Consider the following 26319-nt stretch of genomic DNA (forward strand, 5'->3'; position numbering starts at 1 on the left):
GAACAGGATCCGCGCGGCATCGGCGCTGGACAAGGCAAGCGGAGCAGCCGTGGCGAGCAAGGCGGCGGCGATCTTGAAGCGGCGGTTCATGGTCATTCCCCGGTCAGAATTCGAAGCGCACGGCGACGGAGCCGGTCACACGGTTGTAATCGTACAGATCGATATTGCTGGCGTTGCGCGTGTAGGTGGCGAGCGGGCGCACCGTGACGCGCGGCGCGACGAGCACGCGAAAACCCAATGCCGCATCGAATTGCGTGTCGTGGCGCGTCTGCAGGAACAGCGGGTCGGGCGCGCGATAACCGCGATATTCGATCCCTGCGCTGCCCAGTATCGAGAAGCGTGTGCCAAGTGGTTTTTCGAACCCCATCCGCCCGCCGACGAAGCCGTTCGACGCATTATTGCCCGCCGCGCGGCGGGTTTCCTCCAGCCCGCTGCTCACCGCGATGAACGTCGTCTTGCCGGTGTAGCTGGCGGTCGCGGTGTAGCGGTCGGCGTCGCGCAACGGATCGGTGCGGTAATCGAGGCGCGAATATTGCAGCCCGAAGGACAGCGCCTGTCCGCCCGCCGTGCGGTGGGTGTATTGGCCGATGGCGCTGTACGCCTGACGATAACTGTCGCGGTCGAGCCAGAATTGCTGGGCCTGCCCGCTCAGCGACACGACGTCGCGATTGGCGCGCGTGAAGCCGACCCCCGCCGTGCCGGTCAGCGTCCCCTGATCGAACGTGCGGCTGCCATAATTGTCGCGGTACGAACCGAGCAGCGAGGCGAACAGCCGCGTCTGGCGCGACACGCCGCTGGCGACGCTCAACCCGCCTTCGAAATTGCCGAACGCTTCGTCGATTCGCGTCGCGGTGCCCGACAATGCGGCGGGGCCGAGCGAGGCGAACAACGGCAGCGTGATCGACGTCAGCCCGGTCGCGGTGTTGATGTTGCTGTCATAGCCGCCGCCGGCTTCGGCAAAACCCGACAGGCTGGTGCCTCCGGCGCGTTGTTCGCGCCGGAGTCCCCCCACCAACTGGTTGAAACGTTGCCGCACCGGATCGGGCAGGCTGGGATCCTCGACCACCGTCGAAAACTCACGCTCGGCGGTGTCGACATCGCCGGTCAGCGCATAGACGCGCGCGAGTTCGGCGCGCGCCGGGGCGTTTTTGGGCTGGACCGCGAGAACGCGCTGAAGCGCGATGATCGCCTCCGCGCGGTGCCCGCTATCCTCGGCGGCGAGGCCCAATGCGTAATCGAAATCGGGATCGCCCGCGCGTGTCGCGGCGAGCGGCGCGAGCAGGGCATAAGCCTCGCCAGCGCGACCCTGTTGCGCCAGCGCCAGGGCTTGCTGCACCGGGGCATCGGCAGTGGCATAGGCCGGACCCGCGATCACCGCGGCGGCCAGCGTCAGCCAGCGCCAATTAACCCGCACCCGCGAAATATCGCTCCGCGATTCTGCCACACAGACCCCCTTTGTTGTTGCAGCTCTTGAGCCATCCATCACAGTCAAGGGAGCCCCATTTGGGGTATGCGCGAACAGCATCGCGTTGATTTTACGTCCCGAAGCGGGACTGCGGCTTGCGCGTGACGATGCAGCAGCGCAGCGTCGGGATATGACCGACGCCACCCGCATCTCGATCGACGCGCTCGTCGCCGATCCGGCGTCGTGGCGGCCGCTCGACCAGGATGCGGCGGCCTTCGGCGAGGCGCTGGAACGGTCGGCGCGCGAATCCGGACCGCCGATCACCTTGTCCGCCAACAGCTTTGCGTCGGCGGCAGCGCGCGCCGACGGAACCATCGTCGCGCGCGGATTGCGCTTTACCGAATGGTGCGACGACCAGGTCCACCGCGTGTTCGACCTGCCATCGCATGCCGACCGGCCGCGCGTTTCGCTGATCGACGATCGCGAGACCGGTCAGCCGGTGGCGATCGCCGCGGCGGGCCACGCGGTCGCCAGGTCATGGCCGCTGGCGGCGAATGTGGCGGCGGCGCTGGCCTCGGGCGAGGCGGCCTATGGACTGCTCGCCTTCCGTCCCGATCCCGGTCGCTGGCGGACGATCGGACGGGTGTTCGGGCTGACCGGCGCGCAGACGCGGCTGGTTCAGGCGCTGACCGAAACGGGCGATTTGCGCAGCGCGGCGCATGGCTGCGGCATTGCGTATGAGACCGCGCGCAAATTACTGGCCTCGGCAATGGCGCGCACGGGGGCGGCCGGTCAGGCCGAACTGATCCGCCTGACGCTGCGCCTGAGCATCGGCGAAATGCCGCCCGAGCGCCCGCCGGTCGCGCTGTTGCGCGACCTGTTCGGCGGCACCGAGCGCTAGGCGCGGCTGGCGACGTTGATCGCGCGAGGTGACAGCCGCGACGATGCCGCCGCCACGCTCGGCATCAGCGCCAATCGCGCCAAGGCCGATCTGAAAACGGTGTTCGCCAATTACGGCGTCGACAGCGCCGCTGCCTTGTCGCGTCGCGTCGCCGAAATCGCCGCGCTGCATGGATTGGCACAGGCGTGCGAAGTGACCGTCGGGCTCAACGGCGCATCGTCCGAACTGTTGCGCTTCGTCCCGCGCCGCTGGGCGTCCGGACGGATCGCGGTGGTCGATCATGGACCGCGCGGCGGACGTCCGGTCGTCATCCTGCACAGTAACGTCACCGGACGGCATCATCCGGCGCAATTCATCACAGCGTTGCAGGCTCGCGGGCTGCGACCGATCGCGTTCGACCGCGCCGGATTCGGCCTGACCGACCCCGCGCCGGGCACGCCGACCGAAGCCGGTGTGAACGACACGATCGAGGTGATGGCGGCGCTGGACGTGGACCAGCCGCTGGTCGTGGCGCGGTGCTGCACCGCGTCGGTCATCGCGTCGCATTTGTCGGCGCGAGGCCTGGTGGCGGGGGGGGTGATGCTGTGGCCCGAAGGTCCGCGCAAAGACGAGCATCGCGGGCGCGATCTGGTCGACCGGTCACGCGCGATGTTTACGCGTTTTCCCGGCCTGGCGCGGCGTTTTTCCGAATATGTCGCGGCTTATGCCAGCGATGCGGTGCTCGAGCGGGTGTGGCGCACCGCATCACGCGGCTATCCGCTCGACGCCGCATTGTTCGACGATCCGACCGCGAAAAAGGAAATATTGCGCGGCACCAAACAGGCGGTAATCGGCCTGACGGGCATGCTCGACGAAGCCCTCGAACTGGGACTGGGGCCACAGCCTGCCGCGATCGACGGACATGGCTGGACGTTGATCTATGGCGATATCGAGGAGGATGGCGATCTCAGTTCGGCCATCGCGCATTGGCGTCATGCATTGCCCATGGCCGATCTGGTGAAACTGCCATCAGGCGGCAATTTCCTGCACATGACGCATTGTGCGGACGTGGCGGACCGCGTTGCAGGAGCATGTATCCAAGCGCGCCTCGCCCCGGACACCGCAAAACTGGCTATCGGGGCAGATTGGGCAGCGTATACCGGCCATGCTTACCGCCGTAGCGTTGGCCAAGGTAGCGGGTAATCTGTTCCATGTCAGCGGAGGCCGCCTTGGCGGTTTCGGCACAGCATTTAAGAGGACCGTCCGCGACACCGGCCGCGCGCTGACTGACCTTGTGACACAGCTCTTCCATATCGGAGCGCGTCAGGACGTTCTTTTCGCGCAGCAAACACAGCAGGCTTTGCAGCATGATCAGGCTTTCGTCGCCCGAATCGATGGTGCGAACGGTCGTTTCGTCCATCATCATCTTCCTCTTCTTGGAAGAGAAGCTACGCCGATTTATCGGTTTGGCAAGCCCGTCTCGCGCAACCCGCCGCCCAGGGTACGGTACAGCGTGACGAGGTTGGTCGAACGCGTCAGGCGCGTCGTGACCAGTTGCTGGCTGACGGCGTAAGCCACCCGTTGCGCATCGAGCGCGGTGAGGAACGAGTCGACGCCGACACGGTAGCGCGCGTCGGACAATCTTGCCGCCACGCCCGCCGATTCCGCACGCCGGCTTTGCGCGGTGATTTGACGATCGATCGTGCCGCGCTGCGCCAACGCGTCGGCGACTTCGCGGAACGCCGTCTGGATCGCCTTGTCGTAATTGGCGACGGCAATATCGCGATTGGCCTGTGACAACCGGACATTGGCCGCACCCTTGCCGCCGTCGAAGATTGGCAAATTGATCGACGGCCCCGCCGAATAGGTTCCGCTGCCATTGCCGAACAGGCCGGACAGCGCGCTGCTGATCGTACCGAGCGTCGCGGTCAGCGAAATCGTCGGGAAACGTGCGGCGCGCGCTGCACCGATATTGGCGTTTTCGGCAATCAGTTGATGCTCGGCCTGCAGCACGTCGGGGCGGCGGAGCAGCAATTCGGACGACAGTCCCGCCTGAAGATTGTCGAGTGTCGCGCGGCCTTCGCCCAGCGCGTCGGGCAATTGCGCGTCGGACACGGGCGCGCCGACGAGGAGTTCGAGCGCGTTGCGGTCCTGCGCAATGCGCGTCTCCAGCACCGCGATATCGTTGAGCGCGCCCTGATATTGCGAATCCGCTTGCCGCGCTTCGAGCTCGCTCGCCACCCCGATACGGAACTGCGCCTGGGCCAGCGTCCGCGTCTGTTCGAACGCCTTGAGCGTCTGGCGGGACAGCGCCAGTTGATCGCGGTCCGCCGCCGCCGTGAGCCAGGCATTGGCGATCTCGGCGATCAGGCTGATGCGGGTGGCACGCTGTGCTTCCTCGGTCGCGAAATATTGTTCGAGCGCCGCTTTACTCAGGTTGCGGACACGGCCGAACAGGTCGAGCTCGAAGTTCGAGAAGCCGACATTGGCGGTGTAGACCTCGATATTCTGGCTGCCGCCGCCCGCTGCGCCGGCATTGGCAGCAAATCCGGCGGTATTGGTAAAGGTCGCGTCGCCGGCGACGCCCGTCGATGGCACCTGATCGGCACGCTGGACGCGATAGCGCGCCCGCGCGGCGAGCACGTTGCCTGCCGCCACACGCAAGTCGCGGTTGTTGTCCAAGCCCTGTGCGATCACCGCCTGAAGACGCGGATCGACGAAGAAATCCCGCCAGCCGATGCGGCTGATATCGGGCGCGTCGGTTGCGGCGGGCGGATAGATGCCCCCCTGCGGCAGCGACGCCGGAACCGCGCCAGCCGGGCGAAGATAATGCGGCGCCATATCGCAGCTGGCGAGCAACGTCGTGGCGACCAACGCCGCGAAGATCGATGTCCGGGTCATGCACCCTCCACTGCGGGTTCGTCATGAACTTCCGCATTCGCCTTGTGGCGTTTCTTGAACAGACCGAGGACCACGACGAAGAACAGCGGCACGAAGAAGATCGCAAGCACCGTCGCCGACAACATGCCGCCGACGACGGCGCGGCCAATCGCATTCTGGCCCCCCGCACCCGCGCCATTGGCGATGGCCAGCGGGAACACGCCAAAGATGAAAGCGAGGCTGGTCATGAGGATCGGGCGAAGGCGCAGTTTGGCCGCCTCGATCGCAGCATCGAACGGCGCCAGTCCGTCGCGCAGTTTTTCTTCGGCGAATTCGACGATCAGGATGGCGTTCTTGGCCGACACGCCGATCGTGGTGATCAGTCCGACCTGCAGGTAGATGTCGTTGGACAGGCCGGTCAGCGTGGCAGCCAGCACCGCACCCAAAATTCCCAGTGGCACGACAAGCAAAACCGAGATCGGCACCGACCAGCTCTCGTAAAGCGCCGCAAGGCACATGAACACGATCAGCAGCGATAGCCCGTACAGCGCCGGGGCCTGCCCGCCGGACAGCCGCTCCTCATAACTCAGACCGGTCCATTCCAAACCCGTCCCCGGCGGCAGTTTGGCATGGATCGCTTCGATCGCGGCCATTGCCGCACCTGACGATTCCCCGGGGGCAGGAGTGCCCAAAATCTCCATCGACGGCTGGCCGTTATAGCGGGTCAGCTGCACGGGTCCCTGCGCCCACCGGGTGGTGGCGAATGCACTGAAGGGGGCCATCGTTCCGGTTTCGCCGCGGACATAGAAGTCGCCGAGGTTTTCCGGAGTCATGCGATACGCCTGATCCGCCTGGATGAAGACGCGCTTCACGCGTCCGCGGTCCACGAAGTCGTTGATGTACGAACCGCCCCAGGCGCTCGAGATGGTCTGATTGATGCTCCCGAGGTCCAGCCCCAGCGCCCGCGCCTTGTCGTGATCGACATCGATCTTGAGCTGCGGTGCGTCGTCCAGCGCGTTCGGGCGGACGCCGACCAGCGATTTATTCTGTGCGGCCATGCCCAGCATCATGTTGCGCGCCTCGACCAGCTTGGCGTGACCGATCCCGGCCTCGTCGACGATCTGGACATCGAAGCCCGTCGCATTGCCGAGTTCCGGCACCGCCGGCGGCACGATTGCGAAAATCAGCGCGTCCTTGAATTGCGACAATGAGCCCATCGCGCGTCCGGCGATCGCCGACGCCTTGTTCGCGGAACCGGCCCGATCTTCCCAGCCTTTCAGCGGAATGAAGGCGATGCCACTATTCTGCCCGGCCCCGGCAAAACTAAAGCCGTTGATCGTGTAGACGCCCTGGATGTTCTTCCCCTCGTTCTTGAGGAAATTGTCGCGGATCGTGTCCAGACCCTGTTGGGTGCGCGCCGTGGTCGAGCCCGCCGGTCCTTGCACCAGCGCGATCATGATGCCCTGATCCTCCTCAGGCAGGAAGCCGGTGGGCAGGCGTGCGAACAGCACGCCCATGCCGATGAAGATCAACGCGTAGACCAGCACGGAGCGTTTCCACCCGCCGATCATGCCGCGCACGCTCTTTTCATAACGGGCTTGGCCGCGGTCGAACTTGTCGTTGAACCAGCGGAAGAACCGCGCAAGCGGGCCATTGCCTTCGTTCTTGTGCGGATCGTGGGGCTTCAGAATGGCCGCGCACAATGCCGGGGTGAGGATCAGCGCCACGCTGATCGACAGGACCATCGCCGACACGATGGTGACTGAAAACTGGCGATAGATGACGCCGGTCGATCCACCGAAAAACGCCATCGGCAGGAACACCGCTGACAATACCAGGGCAATGCCGACCAACGCGCTGGTAATCTCGTCCATCGATTTGCGCGCCGCGTCCTTGGGCTTCAACCCCTCGGTCCGGATCAGGCGCTCGACATTTTCGACGACGACGATCGCATCGTCGACCAACAGTCCGATCGCCAGCACCATCCCGAACAGGGTCAGCGTGTTGATGGAAAAGCCCGCGATCGACAGGATGGCGAACGTGCCAAGCAGCACGATCGGCACCGCGATTGTCGGAATCAAAGTCGCCCGGAAGTTCTGCAGGAACAGGAACATCACGAGGAACACGAGCACCACTGCTTCGACCAGCGTCTCGACGACCTGCTTGATCGACAGCCGGACGAACGGCGACGTATCGTAAGGAAAGATGACCTTCACATCGGGCGGAAACTGCTTGGCGATTTCGGTGACGCGCGCCTTGACCGCCGTCACGGTTTCGAGCGCGTTGGAACCCGGTGCCAGCTTGATGCCGATGCCGGACGCCGGCTTGCCGTTCCATTCGGAGGTAAAGCCGTAATTCTCCGCGCCGATTTCGACGCGCGCGACGTCGCCCAGATGGACGATCGACCCGTCCGAATTGCTCTTCAGGCTGATCGCGCGAAACTGCTCCGGCGTGTTCAGGCGGGACGCGACGGATACCGTAGCATTGAGCATCTGTTCCTTCGGCGCCGGCTGCGCGCCGATCTGCCCTGCCGAAACCTGTGCATTTTGCGCAATCACCGCGGCGCGGACATCCGCGATCGTCAGTGAATAATTGTTGAGCTTCAGCGGATCGATCCAGATGCGCATGGCATATTGCGACCCGAACATCTGCGTATCGCCGACGCCGTTGACGCGCGCGAGCGGGTCCTGAAGCTTGGAGACGATATAATCCGACAGATCGTCGGCGTTGTGCGCGCCATTTTCGGAGTAGACGCCAACGAACAGCAGGAAATTCTGCGTTGCCTTCGCGACGAGAATGCCTTGTTGCTGAACCTCCTGCGGCAGCAACGGCGTCGCCGCCTGCAGCTTGTTCTGCACTTGCACCTGCGCGATGTCGGGATTTGTGCCTTGTTCGAACGTCACCGTGATCGTCGCCGTCCCGGCCGAGCTGGACGACGACGAGAAATAGCGCAGGTGATCGATGCCCTTGAGCTGCTGTTCGATGATCTGCGTCGTCGTGCGCTCGAGCGTCTCGGCGTCCGCGCCCGGATAGGTCGCGGTGATCGAAACGGCGGGCGGCGCGATCGCCGGGAACTGCGCGATGGGCAGCCCGCGGATCGCGATGATGCCCGCGAGCATGACCATGGCCGCCAGCACCCAGGCAAAGATCGGGCGGTCGATAAAGAAACGTGACATGCGGGCTTATCCGGCCTTTGCGGGAGCGGCAGCTGGCTTGCTGCCGAAGGGCGACGGGTTCACGACCATGCCGGGGCGTAACATCATGCCGCCCTCGACAATGACCTTGTCGCCCGGCTTCAGGCCGCTTGTGACGATCCAGTTGTCGCCCTGCGCGCGCGAGGTCTGCAGGACGCGCGGCTCGGCCTTGTTGCCCGCACCGACGACCATCACGGTCGCATTGCCGCGTTCATCACGACTGACTGCGCGTTGCGGGACCAGAATGGCGCGCGATTGTGTTCCTTGGGGCAGAACGGCGCGCACGAACATGCCAGGCAACAGCAGCCCCGCGTCGTTCGGGATGATTGCTCGAACGGTTTGCGACCCCGTCGTCGGATTGACCGTCACATCGGTCAGACGAAGCGTACCCGTTTGCGGATAGATCGTCCCCGTTTCCAATTTGACCCGCACCTGCGTGGGTCCTGTGCGCGCCACTTGTCCGGCGAGCAGCTGTTCGCGCAGGCGCAGCAGGTCAGTGCTCGATTGCTGAATATCGACATAGATCGGGTCGAGCCGCGAGATGGTCGTCAGCGGATCGGCCTGCGATGCCGTCACCAGCGCGCCCGTCGTCGCCAGCGACCGCCCGATGCGGCCCGAAATCGGCGCGCGGATCGTGGTCCGCGACAAATCGATCTCGGCCGCCTGCAACGCCGCCTGTTGCGCGGCGACGTCGGCGCGGTTGCCCGCGGCAGTGCCTTGGGCATTCTCATATTCCTGCCGCGCGATGGCATTGATCTTGACCAACTCGCCATAACGACGCGCCAAGGCCGCCGATGAAGCGATGCTTGCGCGTGCCTTGGCGAGGGCGGCGCGCGCGCTCGCCACCTGCGCCTGATACGGCGCGGGATCGATGCGATAGAGCGGCTGTCCGGCGTGAACCAGATCGCCCTCAGTAAACAAACGCGCGCGGATCAAGCCGTTGACCTGTGGTCGCACATCGGACGTTTCGAACGGCGCGGTTCTGCCGGGCAGTTCGGTCGACAACGCCACCGCCTGTTCAGACACGACCACATATCCGACCGCAGTCGGCGGCGGCGCGGGATTGTCCTGCTTGCCCTGACAGGCCGACAACAGGACAAGAATCGACGCGAGGGCGGCACGCGTTGTGGACATGGTTGATTCCGCTGAAAAATTATGTGAGTGAACGATCGCTCACAAATGCGGCTACTGCGAACAAGGATGCTTCGTCAAGCGATGAACCGCGGAGAAAAACTTTGACCGGCGCATGTTGCAATGCCGTCGCCCCTGCGAGCAGGGCTGAGTTGCGGCGCCAACGCGTGACGCAGGCGGCGCGTAAATTGTTCATCGAGAACGGTTTTCATGCCACCGGCATGGCGCAGGTGGCCAAGACGTCGGGCGTGGCGATCGGGCAGATTTATCGCGATTTCGCATCGAAGGAAGAAATCGTCGCCGAATTGGTCGAAGCCGATTGCGGGCGGTTGATGATGTACGAAGTGCTCGAGGCGGCGATTCGCGAGAACGACACCGACGCGGTCCGCGCGTGGCTGCGCGAATTCGTCGAGCCCAGCGACAATCCGGACGATGCACGGTTGTTCGCCGAAATCCTCGCCGAATCGGCCCGCAGTGCGCGCATCGCGGCGATCTTTCGCCAGATTCAGGACGAGTTGCGCCTGCATATGGACGAGGCCTTGCGGCTCATCGCGCCCGGGGACGCGCTCACAGCGCAGCGTGCTACACTGGCCGATGTGATCGGTACGCTGTCGATCGGGATGACGCATCAGCAATTGATGCGACCCGACGTCGATTTGGCAGCCGTGGTCAGGGGCGTGCAGGCGACGCTCGACCGCGAATTGAACGCGCTCGTCGCCGCGTCGGTCGCGGCCAAAACTCCGGCCTGACGTCTTCAGCGCGTTCTGGTTGCGAAAGCGACCGTACGAATCGTCCAACTCAATGCGCCTGCCCAAAAAAATCCGACCGCAGCGAAGCCTTCCGGGTCTCGCTTCGTAGCTGTTCTGCGCGTATCAAGCGCGCAGGCGACTTTACGATGTTGTGTGCCGACGGGACCGAGGACAACCGATCGACAGGCGGTTGTTACAAAAAGTGTCCTGCGGTTGGGTTGTGCGCCGCACGTGGACAAGCTTTGGATCGGTCGATGCGTCGGCAGGGAATAGGGGGACACGGACGATGAGACGAGCGACGAAGATCATGATTGCGGGAGGCGCGGCAATGCTTGCCGTGTCCGCAGCATTGTTCATGCCGAACGATTTCCTGCGCGCCGCCGACCACCTCGATCCGCCGACCCGCACCGATGCCGCGTTCGACACCACGCCCGACAAGCCGGCCGATATTGCCGATGTTTACGCCTGGCACACCGCGACGTCGCTGATCATTGCGATGACGTTTGCCGGACCGCAGGCGAAAACCGCCCCGGCCACTTATGATCGTGACGTCCTGTACACGATCAACATTTCGAATGCGTCGCCGCGCACCACGCCGACATTTCCGATCACCGTCCGCTTCGGCGCCGACCCCAGCGCGCCCAATCAATTCGGCGTTCAGTTCACCGGCTTGCCCGGCGTCACCGGCACGATCACCGGACCGGTCGAAACCACTCTGGTAAAGGACGGCGTGACGGTCCGCGCCGGGCTGTTCGACGATCCGTTCTTCTTCGACCTGCAGGGGTTCCGGACGACATCGAGCACAGGCACCTTCGCGTTCGACAAGAACCGGGACTTTTTCGCCGGCCAGAATGATACTGCGATCGTCATCGAAATTCCCCGCAGCCGGATTGAGAACGGGACCAACCGGATCGGCATCTGGGGCACGACCGCGCGTTTCGGAGGACAGCTGTGATGTTGGGTAAAGCACGCCAACTGGCTTTCGTCGCGCCTGTCGCGCTCGCGCTCGGACTGACCGCCTGTGGCGATGATTCGTCGTCGGCACCGATCGTCGCGGCGCCGTCCCCCTCACCCAGCCCGTCGCCATCGCCGACGCCGACGAGCTTCAACGTCCAGCCCTGCCTGGATCAGGTCGTCCCCGGAACCACGGCGACGGTGGCCAGTCTGGTGGTACCGGACATGCTGACCATCGACCTCGCCGGAGCATCGGGCTTTCCCAACGGCCGCCGCCTGCCCGATCCGGTGATCGACGTCACATTGAACGTCCTGTTCCTCAAACTGTCGATCAATGGCCCGACGACACTCGCCTTCTTGCCGGTCAATCCGCCCGCGAATGACATGCCGTTCCGCACGACATTCCCGTATTTGGCGCCGGCACAGGGATCGCCGCCATTGTCGGCGACAACCGGCGTTAATTTCGATTTCCGAACCGATCCAGTCAGTGCCTATACCCGGGTCGACCGGATGGGCATGCCGGCAGTGGCGACCGCCCTTATCGGATCGTCGACCAAGAACGCCTATAACGATGCCAATCCGGCGGACGATGCGGCGGGCATGTTCGTGCCGTCGATCAAGTCCCAGTTGACCGCGTTGACCAACGCGCTGGCAGACGATTTCCAGCGCGCCGGGCTGACGGTCTGCGCAACGCCGATCTGATCGTGACCGATGAGGGGCGCGCCATTCGCGCGGCGCGCCCGATCCTCTCAAACCTTGGCGGGGGGCTGGCCTTGCCCCCAACCGCCGCGTCGATCGAATCCCGCCTCTGGAAGTTGGCGATCGCGATTCTGGTCGCAGGCTTGGTCGTCCTTGCCCTGACGCGGTTGCTGCATCCAGCGACCACGTCCGATCGAGCGCCACCCATCGACACCCTGCCGCTGAGCTATGGTCCGAAAAACTATGCCGCGGCGGTGGTGCTCGCCGACAATGCAGTGGCCCTGGGCACGGAGCGCGTGCGCGCCCGGCCGCAGGACTGGATTTTTCAGGAAAGCTACGCCCGCGCCTTGATGGGCCGGGCACGCCTGACGCTGTCGTTCGACGATCTTCAGCAAGCCACGCTCGCTCTGGCCAAGGGCAAAGCCGAGGCGATTGCCGGCAGCGGGCCGCTCCTGACCGATGCGGTGGCGAATTTCACCGTCCACCGCATGGCCCCGATTGCGCAGGATCTGCGCATCTTCGACGCCGCCGCGGTGCGACCCGACAAGGGCGACCGCGCCGAAGCCGAAGCGTTACGCGGCGACGTGGCGTTTTACTCCGGACAATATGGCCAGGCCGCGGCGCATTATCGCGCATCGGCGGCGATCGACGATGGCATGGGCCTCGCCTTTCGCATCGCCAATTTCGAATACAAGACCGGGCATCCCGACGCGGCGCGCGCCCAGTTCGAACGCAGCGCGCGGATGAATACCGCGCGCACCCGGCAGTTCATGGCCAATGTCTGGCTGCAAAGCGGCGTGGTCGAATTGTCGCGCGGTCGCTGGGACGATGCCGAAGCCCTGTTTCGCAAAGCCGACCAGACGTTTCCCGGCTATTGGCTGATCGAGGCGCATGTCGCGCAAATGGCGGCGTTGCGCGGCAAGCTCGACGAAGCGGCGCAAGCCTATCACACGATCATCGCGCGAACCGGGCAGCCCGATGTCATCGACGCGCTCGCCGTGCTGTACCGGGTGGCGGGCAACGGTCCGGCGAGCCGCGCCTGGGCCGCGCGATCGGCGCCGGTCTGGGATCGCCGGCTGGGGATGTTGCCCGAGGCGGCTTATGCGCATGCGCTCGAACACGAACTCGTGCTCGGCGATCCGGCGCGCGCGTTGTCGCTCGCCCGCGCGAATATGGCGGCGCGCCCTTATGGCGATTCGGTCACGATGCTGGCCTGGGCGCTGATCGCCAATGGCAAGGCGGACGAGGCCGCGCGCTTGGTCGAAGCGCTGAACAAGACACAGTGGCGCACCGCGCAGCAATATGGCGCCTTGTCGCAAGCCTATGCGATGCTCGGCGACAGCACGCGCAGCGATGCGGCACGCGACACCGCGCTCGACATCAATCCGCGCGCGTTCGACCCGAATGCGGCGCTGATCTGGTTCGGCAATCACTGATGCGCTGGCTTCTTCTGGCGCTCGTCTTGCTCTTCGCGCGCCCGGTGGAAGCGCATCTGACACCCAATTCGGAAGTGCAGATCGATTTCGGACAGCGCGAGGCGCAGGTCGATGTGATCATCCCGCTTGGCGAATATGGCTATGCGACCGGCAACCCGATCGATCACAGCGCACGGTCGCTCGACATGGCGCGCGCCTTCCTCACCAGCCGTATTCGGGTGACCAGCCCAGACGGCAAACCGTGGACAATCGCGATCGAGTCGATCGAATTCGTCCAGATCGCCGGTCCGCCCGATCTGCACGCCATTCTGCGGATAACCCCGCCGCCGGGCGAAACCGCGCGGCGGATGACGATTGTCTGGAATGCCGTCATCGACACCGTGCCCAGCCATTTCGTGCTGTTCGTCGCGCGCAGCGATTTTTCGGCGGGCAAGCTCAACGATTCGCGCGAAGTTCTCGGCGCGTTGCAGGGGCCACGCCGCACGCTGGCAATCGATCGTGGTGACGGTCGCGCGCTGAAGGGCCTGTCCGCGGCCATCTCGCTCGGCATGGAACATATCGCCGAGGGGCACGACCATTTATTGTTCCTGATCGCACTGTTGCTCCCGGCCCCCTTGCTGGCGGCGAGCGGTGCGTGGGGCGGTCCGCGTCAACCGCGCGACGCGGTTCGCAAGCTCGCGCTGATCGTCACCGCCTTCACCGTCGGCCACAGTATCACGCTGATCGGCGCGGCGTTTTTCGGCTGGCAATTGCCCGCGCCGCCCGTCGAAATCGGCATCGCGATTTCGATCCTGGTGTCGGCCATCCACGCCTGGCGGCCGATCTTCCCGGGGCGCGAGCCGGTGGTCGCGGCGGGGTTCGGGCTGGTTCACGGCCTCGCCTTTGCCACCGTCGTCAGCCGCTTCGGCCTCGGCATCGGCGAAAAAGCCGCGTCGATTCTGGGCTTCAATCTGGGGATCGAGATCGTTCAGCTTATGGTGGTCATCGCGATCATGCCGCTGCTCATCATGCTGTCGCGCACCCGCTGGTATCCCTATTTCCGCAAAGTCGGCGCTGGCTTTGCCGGCATCGCCGCGACGGCGTGGATCGTCGAGCGCGTCAGCGGGACACCAAACCCGCTCGCGGAGACGATCGATGCCGGGCTGAACCACAGTCTGTGGCTCGCTGGGGCGCTGGTCGTCTTGACGCTCGTCGCGCTGAAATACGGTCGCGACCGACCGGATGAGGTGGGCACCCTGCCGTTCGCCTCTTAAGTAACGACGCGCCGCACCGCATATTGCGGCTCCTGCCAAATCTTGCGCGCCATGATGTCGTCAAGGATGTCGACGGCGCGCCAGATGTCCTCGAAGCGGGTGTAGAGTGGCGTAATCCCGAACCGCGCGACGTCGGGGGTACGGAAGTCGCCGATGACACCACGCGCGATCAATGCCTGGATGATTTCATACGCATGGTCATGGGCGAACGAGATGTGTCCGCCCCGCGTCGCTGGATCGTCCGGAGACACCGGCCGCAACTCGGGACAGCGCGCCGCGACGAGCAAGGCGAACAGGTCGAACAGTTGCGCCGATTTTGCGAAGAGCGCGTTCTGGTCGACTTCCAGCATCAGATCGACGCCGGCTTCCAGCGCAACCATGCTCAGGATCGGCGGTGTGCCGGCGAGGAACCGGGAAATGCCGGGCGCGGGTTGATAGCGGGCGTCGAACACGAACGGCGACGCGTGGCCGAACCAGCCCGAGATCGGCGAGGTAATTTTATCCTGAAGGGCCTTCGCCACATACAGGAAAGCGGGGGCGCCCGGCCCGCCGTTCAAATGCTTGTAACCGCAGCCGATCGCCAGTTCGACACCATCACGTCCGAGATCGAGCGGCACCGTGCCGATGCTGTGGCTTAGATCCCAGACGATTCGCACGTCATGGCCGGCGGCGATGCGGTTCATCGCGGCGATGTCGTGGCGATAGCCCGACCGGTAATCGACCTGAGTCAGCATAACCAAGGCCGTCGCCGACGACATCGCCCCAACAAGATCGTCACGATCGACCACGCGAAGTTCGAGACCCAGCGTTCGCGCGGCCCCTTCGGCGACATAAAGGTCGCTCGGGAAATTACCGCGCTCGGTCAGGATTTCGGTGCGGCCGGGGCTCAGCGGTGCCGCCGCCATGATCAATTTGTACAGATTGACCGAGGTGGAATCGGTGACGACGACCTCACCGGGCCGAGCGCCGATCACACGTGCGATCTTGTCTCCGATACGGTGCGGCGCATCGACCCAACCGGCGTCATTCCAGCTGGTGACGAGGCCGTCGCCCCATTCTTTCGCGACCGCTTCGGCAACGCGCCGCGGCGTTTCGACCGGTAACGGGCCGAGCGAATTGCCGTCGAGATAGATGACATTCTCAGGCAGGCTGAACCGCTGACGAAAGGCGGCGAGCGGATCGGCGCGGTCGAGCGCCTGCGCGTCTTCGAGCGTCGGCATCGTCATTTGCTTGTCTCGACCGGGAGATGCAACGCGCGCTGGATTTCGCGGACCTCGGCCGCCCAGGCGGCGCTGCCCGGCGCGATCAGTTCGACATGCCCTTCGCCGGGAATGACGACCCGGCGCAGCACGACGTGCCGCGCCTTGGCGCGTCGTTCATAAGCATCGGCGAAAGACGGCGGCGCAATGCGATCGAGCGACGCGTTGACGAGGACCTGGTGCGTTGCAAACGGCATTAGTTCGGCGGGCGACGTATCGCGATAGACGTTGGGGCGCCCCTCGCTGGGTGTGCCGGTGAGCAGATGCACCGCTTCGACACCGCAGGTATCTCCGGGCGCTCTCTGTGCCGCCTCGAGGTCGGGAAGGCCACCGACACTGATCGCGGTGGCGATTTTCAACGGGGCCTTCGCATGGAGAGTGCTGTCGGCGGGAATACGCTCCCGTGCCGCGAGCCATAAAGCGAGATGGCCGCCAGCCGAATGGCCGAACGCGACGACGTTGGCGATGTCCAGATCGTAACGCGTGGCATTGGCGGCGAGTGCGTCGGCTGCCGCCGCGGCGTCGAGGAAAATGCCCGGATAACCGCCACCGGGCCGGTCGATGCCGCGATATTCGATGTTCCACACCGCGATCCCGCGCGCGCGCAGATCGCCGGCGATATAATTCATCAACGTGGCATCGGCGATATGGGTTTGCCAGCAGCCGCCATGGACCATCAACACGACGGGGTGTTTCCCGGCTGTTTTCGGCAGCCAGATGTCGACATGCTGAAGTGCATCGGCACCATATGACATCTGCGCGTCGGGTTGCGGCTTGGGACGGCTGATCAAATCGACCCACGGCATCGTCGCGTCGGTGCCGCCGGGGGAGACGAGCGTCAGTCCGAGCAAGGCGACTGCTGCCAACAATACATATTTCATTCCCGGCCGATCGTGATTGCCGTCCGATGATACACGAGCATGGCCGTGGGACAACGCGCGCCGAACAGCATTGCGCGATCTGTATTATGTGAGTAACACAGCTGCATGACCCAGCTCGATCTCACCAATGTGACCAAGACCTATGGGCGCAAAAACGTGCTGGACGATGTGACGATATCGTTTCCGGTCGGGCTGACCTTGCTCACCGGTCCCAGCGGCGCGGGTAAATCGACGCTGCTGCGCCTGATCGCGACGGCCGAGAAACCGACCCGCGGAAAGATCAGCTGGTACGGCGCGCCCTTTCCGGCTGCGCGTGCGGAACTGCGTCGCGTGCTGGGTTACGCCCCGCAGGCGGTCGATCTGCCCGACGACCTGACCGCGCGCGAATTTGCGCTGCACATGGCAGCGTTGAAGGGGCTCGAGCTTGGCGCCGCGGATCGGCAATTCGCAGCGATTACCGATGCGATCGGCCTGCATGCCGACATCAACAATCGCATCGCAACGTTTTCGGGCGGCATGCGGCGACGGCTGATTTTCGCTCAGGCGCTGCTTGGCGCGCCAGAATTGCTGGCCCTCGATGAACCAACCGCCGAACTCGACAGCGAAACCGCCCACCGCGTCGGAGCGCTGGTGCTCGACTATGCCCGCACCGCCGCGGTCGTGATGACGACGCATCTCGCCGACGATCTACGGCCTTCCGCGACCGCCATATTGCGGGTCGATGACGGCAAGGTCGCCACCGCGTGAGCGCGCTCGCCGTTGGGCAGTCTTCGCTGACCACGACGCTGAAACGCTATGCGCGCAGCCATGGCTTGTGGCTGATGCTGCTGGTCGGGCCGATCGGGGCGCGGTTCATGATCGCACGCGATGACGGGTCGGGCGTGCAGATCGCGATCGGCAACCATCTGCCGGTTATGACCTCCGCGATGCTCGGCATTTCGCTGGGCATCGTCGTTTCGACTTTGTTGCTGCCGATCGGCTTCATCTACCTCCGCGCCAACGTCACGCGCCGCCAGCCGTGGCAAATCGAGGAGGTCACGCCGGCGCGGCGCATTCCGATTGCCCTGGGACGGTTCGGCGCGGATGTCGCCGTGCTGTTCGGCATGTTGTCGACGCTAACGCTCGCGGGATGGCTGCTCGGCTGGCTGATTGTCACCGGCCCGTATGATCCGCTGCTGCTGACCGCCTGCCTCTGGCTCGTCGCCGGGCCGTCGGTGATGGGCCTTGCCGCGTTTCGCGCGCTGCTCGATGCATTTCCAGCGACGCGTCGCTGGTTAGGCGAGCCTTTGTTCTTTATCGCGTGGATGGCCAGTATCGCGATGCCCGCAGCGGTGAGCGGCGAGCGGTCGAGCTTCGCCTCGAACATGTACGACTTTGCCGGGTTCGTGCGTCCGCTGGTCGGCCCCGCCCCATCGATCGGGAATGATTTCTCGATCGGCAGCACGACCGGAATCCTGCCCGGCCGCGTGCCGCTCGATGTGCTCGCGGGCATCGGCGCGCCGGGTTATCTGGCGTCGCGCTTCGCCTGGGCGGCGATCGCCGTTGCGGTCGCGATCCTTGCTGGCCTGTTATACCGACCGCATACCGCGCGGCTGCAACAACGCTCCGTGGGCAGGATAGCGCGGCTGTTCGCGGCTGGTCCGCCGCCATTGGCGGTTGAGGGAGCGCCCTCCGCAGCGCCAGTCGCAGCGCCGTTTATCGGCCTGGTTGCCGCCGAGTTTCGCCTGATCGGCGGCGGCCGACTGTTCCACCTGCTCGCCGCCGCATCGGCGATTGCGGGCGTGTTCGGCGATTTCCGGCACGTCGGCAGCGCAGCGAGTCTGCTGCTGCTGATCTTCGGCCTGTCCGCGCATGCCGGGCGAAGCGAGGCGAGCGGGTTGCTGGCGCTGACGCGCACCACGCAAATGTCGCCAGCGATCCGGCGATCGGCCTTCCTCGTGGCGGGTCTTGGCTGGGCGATATTGCTGGCGTTGCCCGCCACAGCCCTGCGCCTGTCGCCGCAGCCATTGGTCCTGATGATCGGGACGACCGGTGCGGCGGCGATGCTTGCAATCGGCCTCGCGGCGATCAGCCGCTCAGCTTTCGCGCCGCGCCTCGTGCTGCTGATATTATGGTACGGCTATCTGTCGTCGTAACCGGTCGGATCCGAGGACCAACACCTTCGCGATCTGAATGCCGCAGTGCAACATACTTGTCACGATGAATCGCTAACGCTATGGGCCGGCACGCAAAAGGGTGCCGCTGCGTTGCAGCACCGGCACGTCCAAAAGGGAAAATCAAACCGATGATGAACGTTTTGTTCAAGACGACTCTGCGCGCCGCGACGGCGATGGCACTTTGTGCGCCAGCCACAGCCTGGGCTGCCGACGTTGCCGATGCCGCGCCCGATGACACGATCATCGTAACCGCGCAGCGCCGCAACGAAGACGCGCTCAAGGTGCCGGTTGCCGTGTCGGTGCTCAGCGGTGAGTCGGTCAAGGAATTCGCGGCAGCCGGTGGCGACACGCTGCTGACGCTGTCGGGCAAGGTTCCCAGCCTGTATGTCGAATCGACGACCGGGCGCATCTTCCCGCGCTTCTACATTCGCGGTCTCGGCAATATCGATTTCTACCTCGGCGCATCGCAGCCGGTGTCGATCATCCAGGACGATGTCGTCATGGAGCACGTCGTGCTCAAATCGAACCCTGCGTTCGACATCGCGCAAGTCGAAGTGCTGAAAGGTCCGCAAGGCTCGCTGTTCGGCCGCAACACCACCGCCGGCATCATCAAGTTCGACAGTGCCAAGCCCAGCGACACGTTCTCGGGTCAGGTCAATGCGAGCTATGGCACGTTCAACAGCGTCAACGTCGATGCCGGCGTCGGCGGACCGTTGACCAGCGACGGGTCGGTTTCGTTCCGCCTGTCGGCGCTGTACCAGCACCGCGACGACTGGATCAGCAACACCTATACCGGCGTCAGCGACGACGGCACCAAGCCCGGCACCAACGTCATGGGCGGGTTCAACGAGCGCGACGTGCGCCTGCAGATCGCGGCGAAGGCCGGCGACAATCTGAACCTGCGCCTGTCGGGTCATTATCGCGATTATGACGGCACCGCGTCGATCTTCTATCGCGGTTCGATCCTGCAAGGATCGCACGCACAGTCGCCGACGCTCAACCTGCGTCAGGTCGCGTATGACGAAGCGGTCAACAACCCGCAGGCGTACAAGACCTATGGCACGTCCTTGAAGGCCGATTACGATTTCGGCGGCGTCACGCTGACCTCGGTCACCGCCTATGAGCATGCCAAGGGCTTCAGCCGCGGCGACACCGACGGTGGCGCGGGCGTGAATTTCCCGCTCAACGGTGCGCCGTTCGGCTTCGGTGAATCGCAGGGTCGCCTGCGCGGCCTGAACCAGTGGAGCCAGGAACTGCGTCTCGCCAGCCCCGACACCGGTGCGTTCAAATGGCAGGTCGGCGGCATTTATTTCGACAGCCGCGACAAGACCGAATTCGACCAGCGCAGCTTCTTCCTGACCAGCAATGCGCTCGGCACCGCGCCCAACCCGAACAACTACGTCCTGTTGCGCAACGCCAACACGTCATGGGGGCTGTTCGGCCAGGCGAGCTATGAGCTGACCGACAAGCTGACGCTGACCGGCGGCGCGCGCATTTCCAACGACCGCAAGCACACCACGCTGCTGCTGCACCCGAACTTCGTCAATCTGAACCCTGTTCCGCCAACGGCTCCGGCGTCGTCCTATGCCTGCGGGACGGCGCAGGATTGCCGCCTGTCGGACACCAAGCCGAGCTGGGATGCCAGCCTGCTTTATGCCGCGACGGATGAAATCAGCCTCTATGGGCGTGTTGCCCGCGGTTTCCGCGGCCCGACGATCCAGGGCCGTTCGGCGGTGTTCAACAGTTCGTACACGACCGCGGATTCGGAAACCAACACCAGCTACGAAGCCGGCGTGAAGACCGCGTTCATGAACAATCGCGCGCACTTCAACCTGACCGGTTTCTATTATCAGGTGAAGAACATCCAGCTGAACGGCAACGACAGCAACGGCAACGGCGTGCTGTTCAACGCGAACAAGGCCGATGGCTATGGCCTCGAAGCCGAATTCGATGTGCGTCCAGTGCGCAACTTCCGTTTCAATGCGGGGCTCAGCCTGCTGCACACCGCAATCAAGGACAAGAACGTCTTCGCGCAGGTCGGTTCCGTGGTGATCGGCGGCGTGCCGACGCTGTCGCAGACCGTGCTCAATCCCGTCGTGCAGAGGGGCAACCTGTTCTTCGCGCAGATCAATGGCAATTCGCTGCCCAATGCTCCGACGTTCAACATCAACCTCGGCGCGCGGTGGGACATTCCGGTCACCGACGACAACCGCTTCTTCGTGTCGTCCGACTTCAACATGCAGGGCAAGGTCAACTACGTCCTATACAAGTCGGTCGAATATGCCTCGAACGGCCAGTTCGAGCTGGGCCTGAAGGCGGGTTATGTGTTCGGGCCGTATGAAATCGCCGGCTTCGTCCGCAACCTGACCAAGGAGCGTAATCTGGTCGGGGTGATCGACACCAACAACTATCGCGCCGGCATCTACAACGAACCGCGCGTGTTCGGCGTCTCGTTCAGCGGCTCGTTCCGCTAAACAGCCATCCGACCGGCATCATCCTCCAGCGGGGTGATGCCGGTATCGGGCTGGCCAGGCTTTAGGCAACCATCCGTTCGTTGCCCGTGCCCAGCAGCGTGGCGACCTGATCACAGCTCACCGGGCGGCTGAACAAAAACCCCTGGATGCTGCTGCACCCTTGCCCACGCAGCCGTGCGAGTTGATCTTCGTCTTCGACACCCTCGGCGGTGGTTTCCATATTGAGCGCGGCGGCGAGATCGACGATGGCGCGGACAATCGCCGCGGCGCTCGGATCGCTGGCGACGCTGTCGACGAACGACTTGTCGATCTTGATCTTGTCGAACGGAAAACTGCGCAGATAGCTGAGCGACGAATAACCGGTGCCGAAATCGTCGAGCGCCACGCGGACGCCCATCTCGCGCAGCTGATGAAGCAGCGAAACGACGATGTCCTCGCCGTCGAGGAACACCGATTCGGTGATTTCGACCTCGAGCCGCTGAGGCGCGATGTTGCTATAGGCGAGTGCCTGCAACACCACCGTCTTGAAGCCCGAATTACGGAATTGAAGCGGCGAGACGTTGACCGCGACACGCACATGCGGTGGCCAGTCGGCGGCGGCGCGACAGGCTTCGCGCATCACCCATTCGCCGATCGTGATGATCATCCCGGTATCCTCGGCAACCGGGATGAACTCGGTCGGCGGGATCAGCCCACGCTCCGGGTGGTGCCAGCGCAACAGCGCTTCGAACCCGCCGATGCGTTCGGCCTTCAGGTCATAGATCGGCTGGAAATCGAGGCTGAACTGACCGGCCTTGAGGGCGATGCGCAGGTCGAGTTCGAGGCGGCGACGGCGACGCGCCGCTTCGTCGAGCGATGGTTCGAAGAAGCGGAAAATGCCGCGCCCGTCCTGTTTTGCCCGATAAAGCGCGAGATCGGCATTCTTCAGCAAAGTGTCGGGGTCGCGGCCGTCACCCGGGCTGATCGCGATGCCGATGCTGGTGCCGGTGGCAACGACGTGGCCGCTCGCCTCCATCGGTTCGGTCAGTCCGTCGAGAATCGCCTGAGCCAGCGCGCGCGGTCGATCTTCGTCGAACCCCTCGCTGAGCACGATCGCGAATTCATCCCCGCCAAGCCGCGCGACCATGGCCTCGGGCGCCAGTTTCAACAGCAAATCGCCGATATTGAGCAACAGAGCATCGCCGACCGGGTGGCCAAGCGTATCATTGACCCCCTTGAACCCGTCGAGGTCGAGACACAGCACCGCGATCCGATCGTCGGCGCGATTGGCCCTGCCCAACGACTGTTCGAGCGATTGCCGGAAATACGTGCGGTTGGGCAAATTGGTCAGCGAGTCATGAAATGCGAGATGCGTGATGCGATGTTCGCGCTGGACGATCCCGGCGGACATGCGGTTGAAGCTGTCGGCAAGGCGGCCGATCTCGTCATCGCTTTCGATCAAGACTTCGGTGCGCGCGCCTTCCTCCAGCGATTGGGCGGCGATCTGGAGCGCGGCGATCGGGCGCGCAATGCTTCGCGACAGGCGGCCGCTGCCGAGGACGACGAGAATCAAGCCGATCAGTCCGGCCAAAGCGATGCCGAGCTGGATCGGGCGATAGGGCGCCAGCGCCAGCGCGGTCGGATAACGCAACAGCAACGCCGCTTCGGGCTGGCCTCGTGGTCCGGCCAGCGGCTTGGCCAGCGCATAAGCTTGCCCCGACGACAGGTTGAGCGTCGTCGGCACGCGCACACCGCGCGATTGTTCGACCAGCGCATCGATAGCGGGATCGGGCGCGAGCGAGGCGTCGCTGGCGATCCAGTGCCCGCGTTCGTGGCGCAGGATCGTTGCCGTGAGCGGAACCGCCGACAGCTTTTCCAGCGCCCGCATTTCCGCTGCGTCGAGTTTGACGGCAAGGACGACCCAGCCGATTTCGTTGGGCGCGAGGATCGGCGAAATGACCAGCCGGTAAACCGCGCCATTGGCGGTGACGACGGCATCGCGGCGGCCGCCGTCGAGTGCGCCGGGCAGAGCCGCGATCGCCGACGCCAGCGCGCCATGCGCACCGACGACCTTGCCCGATTGATCGACCACGGCGGCTTCGGGAACCCCGGCCCGCTGGCGCAGCGACATCACTGCCGATTCGATCGTCGGAATTTCGCCGCTCGCCACCGCGCTGCGGAAGCCGAAGTCACGCGACAGGACATCGGCGGTGCTGCCGAGCGCGCGTTCGCGCATCGCCCAGATGCGGTCGTAAACCGTCCCGCTGGTCGTCAACTCGTTCATCACCGAACGCTGGGCATTGGTATGGACCATGCCTTGCGCGACGACGGCGATGACGATCATCGCCACCGCGAACAGCGCCCCGTAAAGCGCCGCCAGCTTGGCTTGCAACGACCGGAATCGGGGCATGCGAAAACTCATCTGCGGATGGTCAGCGTGGTGTTGTAGCCCGACGGTGCGATGGTCGCCGTCTGGCTCAACATGTTGTCGCGCGCGCGAATGCCCGGATGCCATACCCGCACCGTGGCACCGCCCGCGGGCACGTTGGCGATGACGACCCGGCCGTTGCCATCTGTCTTCATTGCATAAGGCGTGTCGACGACGACGACGAACCCGCTCATCGAATCGTGAATGTTACAGCCGACCGCGACAATCCCGGGCTTGTCGAACACCACGCTGCGCGTGTCGTCGCGACCATAGAGTTTCAGGTCGAATTTCTTGGCCCTGGAAAATGAGTAAACGTGGTGGCGGACCTTATCCATATTGGGAAACGTGACCGTCGATCCGACCGGAACGATCAGGACGTGCGGATCGAAAGCGATGTTATGTTGCGACATGGTCGCGGGCCAGGCGAACTGGATCGGCACCGACGGGCGACGCGCGGTCTGGATCGTCACCACCGCATCGACCAAGGGGCCGCCATCGGGGCCACGAACCTCGATCACCGCATTGCCGGCCACAGCGGGCGTCGCAAAAACGATCAGGGCCGCGAGGATGGGAGTGAGAAGACGCACAGCACCCCTATCTCCCGCAAACGTCACCAGAATGTTAATTGAACCACATCAATTTTTACCGGTCGTTTACCATACGCCGCTTAGTGGCGCCGGAATGCAGTCCCGTGCTCCATTCATTTTGGCGTTATCGTTAATCGCGGCCCCAGCCTTGGCGGGTGAAGCGCGCAGCGGCGGGAAGCTGTTGCTGACCGGTGGCGTATCGACCATCGAAGGGTCGGCGGGTGCCGGTCTGGCGACGTGGTCGATGATCGCGGGCAACGAAACCGAAGACGGAATCGGCGGCAAGGTTCATGCAACCGGCGTCGCGCTCAGCGATTTCGAACTGCGCACCTATGGCGCGGCGATCGGCATTCGTAACCGGGTGGAAATTTCATACGCCCGGCAGGATTTCGACACTGGCAAGGCCGGTGCATTGCTGGGGCTGGGACGCGGTTTCACCTTCGGGCAGGACATATTCGGGCTGAAGGTCCGCGTAGCCGGGGACTCAGTGTACGACCAGGATCGCGCGCTGCCGCAGGTGTCGGTCGGGATCCAGTATAAGCGGTCGCGGCAGGACGCCATCGTCCGCGCGGTCGGCGGGCAGCACACGGCCGGCGTGGATTATGTCGTCAGTGCCAGCAAGGTGTTGCTGGCGCATAGTGCGGTGCTGGGCGGGTCGGTGCGGTTCACCAAGGCCAACCAGTTCGGGCTGCTGGGTTTCGGCGGGGACAAGCGGGACAAGTACCGCGCGCAATTCGAAGGCTCGGCGGGCCTGCTTTTGTCGCGTAACCTGTTGATCGGAGGGGAATATCGCACGAAGCCGGACAATCTGGGTTTCGCCAAGGAAGATGATGCGCACGACGCATTCGTGGCGTGGGCGCCGCAGCGGCACATTACGGTGACGCTGGCTTATACCGATGTCGGTCATATCGCGACGTTCCGCCGGCAACGCGGCGGGTTGTTGTCGTTGCAGGGGAGTTTCTGATGATCGCGATAGTCGCCGCCGCGCTGTTGGCGACGGCCGTTCCGCCGGGCGAAGAGCCGGTCGATCCGTATCCGCAGAGCAACGCCAATGCCGGGGCGACGCCGCTGTCCGGCACTGCGACATGGGACGCGTTTCACGGCGAGGCGGGCGTGTCGCGCATCGTCGACGACCTGGTCGCGCGGCTGGTCGCGGATCGGCGGATTTCGGACATTTTCAAGGCGCACGACCTCGTCCGGTTGCGGCGCACGTTGAAGGAGCAGTTCTGTTACGTCCTGAATGGCGGCTGCGCGTATACCGGCCGCGACATGGTGGCGGCGCACAAGGATTTGGGGCTGCAAACCGCCGATATGGGCGCATTGGTCGAGGATTTGCAGGCGGCGATGCGCCAGGAAGGCGTGAGCTTTGCCGCCCAGAATCGCTTGCTCGCCAAGCTGGCGCCGATCAAGCGTCAGGCGATCGGGCGCTGAACGCCTAAGCGTCGCTTACGAAAAAGCGACCGAGACGCGGCGGCGGTGGCGCAATCCGGTGCCCAGCGCGCCAAAACCCAACAGCATCAGCGCCCAGCTGGCGGGTTCGGGAACCTGCGTGGTGCTCAGGAACCCCGACACGACATTGCGCGCGATGCCATTCGGGCAGCTATAATCCGAACATTCATATGACGTCCCGCCGGTCAGCAGCACGGTCGGAGTGGTGATGCTGTCGAGCGACTGACCGACGGTCAATGTCAGGAAGCCTTTGTACGACGGGTCGTTGTGATAAACCGTGAAGCCGCTGACGCCGGGATTGTACGACACGTTGATATCGTTGGTGTAATGATAGCCGGTGAGCGTGCCCGTCAGGGTGGTGATGCTGTGCCCGTCGGGATAGCCCGAGACGTTGGTCGAGAACGACCCGGTGGCGGACGTGCCGTCGGCGAACTTCACATTCTGCAGATAATAAGTGGTCGCGTTCGCGGCCGTCGCCGACAGCGCGATGGCGCAGGCCGCAATCATTCCAAATCTCAGCATCGG

At 64.3% G+C, this 26319-nt stretch carries 22 protein-coding genes; 12 read left to right on the plus strand and 10 right to left on the minus strand.

Translation table 11 applies throughout. The features are described from left to right. Positions 1-103: 103 nt before the first annotated feature. Complete coding sequence (locus ACM9ME_RS09785) at positions 104-1444, minus strand: tetratricopeptide repeat protein (RefSeq protein WP_415643273.1); 1341 nt, start codon at positions 1442-1444, stop codon at positions 104-106. 151 nt (positions 1445-1595) lie between these two features. Between ACM9ME_RS09785 and ACM9ME_RS09790 the strand changes: the two genes are divergently transcribed. Further along, positions 1596-2306: a helix-turn-helix transcriptional regulator gene (locus tag ACM9ME_RS09790; protein ID WP_415643274.1), complete on the plus strand. Its 711-nt coding sequence runs from the start codon at positions 1596-1598 to the stop codon at positions 2304-2306. A 15-nt stretch (positions 2307-2321) separates the two neighbouring features. Further along, positions 2322-3488, plus strand: a complete 1167-nt coding sequence (locus ACM9ME_RS09795; RefSeq protein WP_415643275.1) for an alpha/beta hydrolase — start codon at positions 2322-2324, stop codon at positions 3486-3488. Here ACM9ME_RS09795 and ACM9ME_RS09800 read toward each other — a convergent pair. From ACM9ME_RS09800 to ACM9ME_RS09815, 4 genes are read right to left on the minus strand one after another with little or no spacing between them, the layout of a single operon-like run. Continuing rightward, the gene (locus ACM9ME_RS09800; RefSeq protein WP_415643276.1) at positions 3418-3708 is read right to left on the minus strand and encodes a hypothetical protein; all 291 of its coding nucleotides are present in this window, start codon (positions 3706-3708) and stop codon (positions 3418-3420) included. The two genes, ACM9ME_RS09795 and ACM9ME_RS09800, sit on opposite strands and share 71 nt — an antisense overlap. A 35-nt stretch (positions 3709-3743) precedes the next feature. Then, positions 3744-5186 carry an efflux transporter outer membrane subunit gene (locus ACM9ME_RS09805; RefSeq protein WP_415643277.1) on the minus strand — a complete coding sequence of 481 codons (1443 nt, stop codon included), beginning with the start codon at positions 5184-5186 and terminating at the stop codon, positions 3744-3746. Then, entirely contained in the window at positions 5183-8341 is a 3159-nt protein-coding gene (locus ACM9ME_RS09810) for an efflux RND transporter permease subunit (RefSeq protein WP_415643278.1), read from the minus strand. The genes ACM9ME_RS09805 and ACM9ME_RS09810 overlap by 4 nt, the downstream gene beginning before the upstream one ends. Positions 8342-8347: 6 nt before the next feature. Next, positions 8348-9493, minus strand: coding sequence for an efflux RND transporter periplasmic adaptor subunit (locus tag ACM9ME_RS09815; RefSeq protein ID WP_415643279.1), 1146 nt, complete (start codon positions 9491-9493; stop codon positions 8348-8350). A 149-nt stretch (positions 9494-9642) separates the two neighbouring features. Between ACM9ME_RS09815 and ACM9ME_RS09820 the strand changes: the two genes are divergently transcribed. From ACM9ME_RS09820 to ACM9ME_RS09840, 5 genes are all read left to right on the plus strand, one after another. Then, entirely contained in the window at positions 9643-10239 is a 597-nt protein-coding gene (locus ACM9ME_RS09820; protein ID WP_415643280.1) for a TetR/AcrR family transcriptional regulator, read from the plus strand. A gap of 286 nt (positions 10240-10525) precedes the next feature. Further along, complete coding sequence (locus tag ACM9ME_RS09825) at positions 10526-11194, plus strand: DUF4331 family protein (RefSeq protein WP_415643281.1); 669 nt, start codon at positions 10526-10528, stop codon at positions 11192-11194. Continuing rightward, the gene (locus tag ACM9ME_RS09830) at positions 11194-11895 is read left to right on the plus strand and encodes a DUF4331 family protein (protein ID WP_415643282.1); all 702 of its coding nucleotides are present in this window, start codon (positions 11194-11196) and stop codon (positions 11893-11895) included. Before ACM9ME_RS09825 ends, ACM9ME_RS09830 begins: the two co-directional genes overlap by 1 nt. A 2-nt stretch (positions 11896-11897) precedes the next feature. Continuing rightward, positions 11898-13328 carry a tetratricopeptide repeat protein gene (locus tag ACM9ME_RS09835; RefSeq protein ID WP_415643283.1) on the plus strand — a complete coding sequence of 477 codons (1431 nt, stop codon included), beginning with the start codon at positions 11898-11900 and terminating at the stop codon, positions 13326-13328. After that, positions 13328-14581, plus strand: a complete 1254-nt coding sequence (locus ACM9ME_RS09840; RefSeq protein ID WP_415643284.1) for a HupE/UreJ family protein — start codon at positions 13328-13330, stop codon at positions 14579-14581. Before ACM9ME_RS09835 ends, ACM9ME_RS09840 begins: the two co-directional genes overlap by 1 nt. Here the strand turns inward: ACM9ME_RS09840 and kynU are convergent. Then, complete coding sequence (kynU, locus tag ACM9ME_RS09845) at positions 14578-15801, minus strand: kynureninase (RefSeq protein WP_415643285.1); 1224 nt, start codon at positions 15799-15801, stop codon at positions 14578-14580. The two genes, ACM9ME_RS09840 and kynU, sit on opposite strands and share 4 nt — an antisense overlap. A 2-nt stretch (positions 15802-15803) precedes the next feature. Beyond that, positions 15804-16721 (minus strand): alpha/beta hydrolase family protein, encoded by a 918-nt coding sequence (locus ACM9ME_RS09850; RefSeq protein ID WP_415643286.1) that lies wholly within the window; start codon positions 16719-16721, stop codon positions 15804-15806. Positions 16722-16826: 105 nt separating this feature from the next. Between ACM9ME_RS09850 and ACM9ME_RS09855 the strand changes: the two genes are divergently transcribed. From ACM9ME_RS09855 to ACM9ME_RS09865, 3 genes are all read left to right on the plus strand, one after another. Beyond that, positions 16827-17468 carry an ATP-binding cassette domain-containing protein gene (locus tag ACM9ME_RS09855; RefSeq protein ID WP_415643287.1) on the plus strand — a complete coding sequence of 214 codons (642 nt, stop codon included), beginning with the start codon at positions 16827-16829 and terminating at the stop codon, positions 17466-17468. Then, on the plus strand, positions 17465-18856 hold the full coding sequence (locus ACM9ME_RS09860; RefSeq protein WP_415643288.1) for a hypothetical protein: 1392 nt from the start codon (positions 17465-17467) through the stop codon (positions 18854-18856). The genes ACM9ME_RS09855 and ACM9ME_RS09860 overlap by 4 nt, the downstream gene beginning before the upstream one ends. 149 nt (positions 18857-19005) lie before the next feature. Further along, positions 19006-21351: a TonB-dependent receptor gene (locus ACM9ME_RS09865; RefSeq protein WP_415643289.1), complete on the plus strand. Its 2346-nt coding sequence runs from the start codon at positions 19006-19008 to the stop codon at positions 21349-21351. Between the two features lie 61 nt (positions 21352-21412). Here ACM9ME_RS09865 and ACM9ME_RS09870 read toward each other — a convergent pair whose 3' ends face one another. Together ACM9ME_RS09870 and ACM9ME_RS09875 are read right to left on the minus strand one after the other, a co-directional pair. Then, entirely contained in the window at positions 21413-23740 is a 2328-nt protein-coding gene (locus ACM9ME_RS09870; protein WP_415643290.1) for a putative bifunctional diguanylate cyclase/phosphodiesterase, read from the minus strand. A gap of 8 nt (positions 23741-23748) precedes the next feature. Next, complete coding sequence (locus ACM9ME_RS09875) at positions 23749-24345, minus strand: methylamine utilization protein (RefSeq protein WP_415643291.1); 597 nt, start codon at positions 24343-24345, stop codon at positions 23749-23751. Positions 24346-24493: 148 nt separating this feature from the next. Between ACM9ME_RS09875 and ACM9ME_RS09880 the strand changes: the two genes are divergently transcribed. Then, a complete protein-coding gene (locus ACM9ME_RS09880; protein ID WP_415643292.1) occupies positions 24494-25309 on the plus strand; it encodes a DUF3034 family protein in 816 nt (271 codons plus the stop codon). Then, entirely contained in the window at positions 25309-25776 is a 468-nt protein-coding gene (locus tag ACM9ME_RS09885) for a group I truncated hemoglobin (protein ID WP_415643293.1), read from the plus strand. Before ACM9ME_RS09880 ends, ACM9ME_RS09885 begins: the two co-directional genes overlap by 1 nt. 15 nt (positions 25777-25791) lie before the next feature. Here ACM9ME_RS09885 and ACM9ME_RS09890 read toward each other — a convergent pair whose 3' ends face one another. Continuing rightward, complete coding sequence (locus ACM9ME_RS09890; RefSeq protein ID WP_415643294.1) at positions 25792-26316, minus strand: PEPxxWA-CTERM sorting domain-containing protein; 525 nt, start codon at positions 26314-26316, stop codon at positions 25792-25794. Between the last annotated feature and the right edge of the window lie 3 nt (positions 26317-26319).

The sequence above is a fragment of the Sphingomonas antarctica genome, assembly GCF_965137005.1.
Taxonomy (GTDB): domain Bacteria; phylum Pseudomonadota; class Alphaproteobacteria; order Sphingomonadales; family Sphingomonadaceae; genus Sphingomonas_O; species Sphingomonas_O antarctica.